3 protein-coding genes are annotated in these 2586 nt (G+C 50.3%); all 3 read left to right on the top strand.

The genetic code is table 11. The features are described from left to right. Positions 1-1105: dicarboxylate/amino acid:cation symporter (locus WBA23_RS24765; protein ID WP_424584960.1), on the top strand; the 1105-nt coding region annotated here is incomplete at its 5' end. Between the two features lie 26 nt (positions 1106-1131). Then, positions 1132-2181, top strand: coding sequence for a tRNA 2-selenouridine(34) synthase MnmH (gene mnmH, locus WBA23_RS24760; RefSeq protein ID WP_424584959.1), 1050 nt, complete (start codon positions 1132-1134; stop codon positions 2179-2181). Positions 2182-2183: 2 nt separating this feature from the next. Further along, a partial coding sequence (gene selD / locus WBA23_RS24755; protein WP_424584958.1) for a selenide, water dikinase SelD occupies positions 2184-2586 on the top strand: 403 nt, incomplete at its 3' end.

Raw genomic sequence — 2586 nt, 5'->3', positions numbered from 1 at the left:
GCTATCGCGTATGGGTGGGAAAACTATTCTTATCTACCTAGCTACTACCACTATTGCGATCACTATTGGGCTGATTCTGGTAAATATTGTGCAACCGGGAAAAAAGCTTCCTGAGTCTACTCGCGAGAACCTGATGTCGCTTTACAGTGGCGACGTTGAGAGTCAGCAAGGAGTAGCTCAGGGAGTGCGGGAGGCGGGACCATTGCAACCCCTGGTCGATATTGTTCCCCAGAATGTGTTTGAATCCTTTGCCAACAACGGAGCCATGCTACAGGTGGTGTTTGTGGCCCTGATTATCGGGGTGGCGTTACTAAATATCCCCCGGGAGAAAGGCCAACCCGTTATCGCTTTCTTCGATGGGTTGAATGATGTGATTATCAAAATCGTAGAGTTTATTATGATACTGGCTCCCTACGGTGTTTTCGCCCTAATTGCCGCGCTGATTGTAGAAATCGGGGGCGATAATCCTGATGAAGCATTCACGCTGCTCTACGCTCTATTGTGGTATACTAGGACTGTGATTGCCGGGCTGCTTATCATGGTAGCGGTGGTCTATCCGGCTATCTTTAAAATCTTCGTGAAGGTGAAATACAAAAGATTTTTCCGCGCGATGCGTCCGGCCCAGTTGCTAGCCTTTAGTACCAGTTCCAGCGCGGCTACCTTACCGGTAACCATGGAAGTAGTACAAAATGATTTGGGGGTTTCGGAGGAGGTTGCCAGCTTCGTACTTCCCTTAGGAGCTACCATCAATATGGACGGTACCAGTTTGTATCAGGGCGTAGCCGCCGTATTCATCGCTCAGGCCCTCGGATTGGGTCTATCACTAACTAGCCAATTGATGATTGTACTTACGGCTACGCTGGCCTCAATAGGAACGGCCGCCGTACCGGGAGCCGGAGTGGTAATGCTGGTTATTGTGCTGGAAGCCATTGGCATACCCGCCGCTGGGTTGGCACTAATTCTGGCTCCCGACCGAATTATTGATATGTGCCGAACCGTGGTAAATGTTACCGGCGACGCTTCGGTATCAATGGTGGTGGCTGGAACCGAAGGTGGTTTGCCCGAAGAGCAAATTCGCGAGACGGTGATTAATTCGTCTAACTAATACTAGCTAGTGTTGGTTAATCCAATATGGCTCAACTTCCGGTACATGAATTTCTCACTCAAAGTGAGCAGCTACCCGTACTGGATGTCCGCTCACCTAAGGAGTACCAAGCGGGACATATTCCGGAGGCGTATAGTTTACCACTGTTTTCTAACGAGGAACGCGCGCAAGTGGGCACGCTTTATAAACAAACAGGTCGGCACGAAGCGTTTCTGCAAGGGCTAGATTTGGTAGGGTCTAAAATGCGTTCAATAGTGGAAAATGCTTACGAGCTAGCGGTAGACAACCAGGTACTGCTGCACTGCTGGCGAGGCGGAATGCGGAGTGAAAGCGTAGCCTGGCTGCTTACTACCGCCGGACTACAAGCTAATACGCTGGAAGGCGGTTACAAAGCTTATCGCGGGGCGGCACTGGAAATCTATCAACAACCGCTACCGATCCTGATTGTAGGTGGGGCCACCGGAAGCGGGAAAACTGAAATACTACAGGAACTAAAGCAACAGGGTGAGCAGGTTATAGATTTGGAAAAACTCGCCAATCATCGCGGCTCGGCCTTCGGGGGGATTGGGCAGAAAACACAACCAACTTCTGAGCAGTTTCAGAATAACTTGTTTGAAACATGGCGGTCGCTCGATCTATCACGCACCATTTGGGTAGAGGATGAATCGTTCAGTATTGGCGGGGTGCAGCTTCCGTACGAGTTTTGGGAGCACATGAAACAGGCCCCGGTAATAGTACTAGAGGTTCCTGATTCACTGCGGGTCCAACGTTTGGTGCGAGATTATGGCCATCTTAATCCCATGAAGCTGGCTCGGGCTATTCAAACTATTGAACGGCGGTTAGGCGGACTGAGAACGCAGCAGGCATTGCGGGCTTTGAAAGAAGAGCGATTAGCTGATGTGGCCAGTTTGCTACTAGAATACTACGACCGCAGCTACCAGCGTAATCTGGAGCGCAAACCCGAATGCCTACGCCATCTTCTAAATTGCCCAACCGACGAGCCATCAACGAACGTCCGACTGATTCGGAAGTTTGTTACTAATCATAACCTTCATTCTAACCTAACTTCTATCTAATTATGCCGGAAGAATCCATTCGCCTCACCCAGTATAGCCACGGAGCCGGTTGCGGTTGTAAAATATCTCCCAAAGCACTGGAGAGCATCTTAGCTTCCGACGACGACTTTCATGATCCTAATCTGATTGTTGGCAATAATACCAAAGACGATGCTGCGGTGTACGACGTAGGGCAGGGGCAAGCAATCATCAGCACTACTGATTTCTTCACCCCGATTGTAGATGATCCGTTTGACTTCGGGCAGATTGCTGCAGTAAACGCGCTGAGCGATGTGTACGCGATGGGTGGAAAACCCATCATGGCGGTCGCAATTCTAGGTTGGCCCATTGATAAGATTCCTGCGGAAGTAGCCCAACAAGTGATTGCCGGAGCGAAAGCGGCTTGCCGCCGGGCCAATATTCCAC

Source organism: Tunicatimonas sp. (assembly GCF_049647865.1).
GTDB lineage: Bacteria > Bacteroidota > Bacteroidia > Cytophagales > Cyclobacteriaceae > Tunicatimonas.
This window is presented reverse-complemented; position numbering and strand designations above follow the sequence as displayed.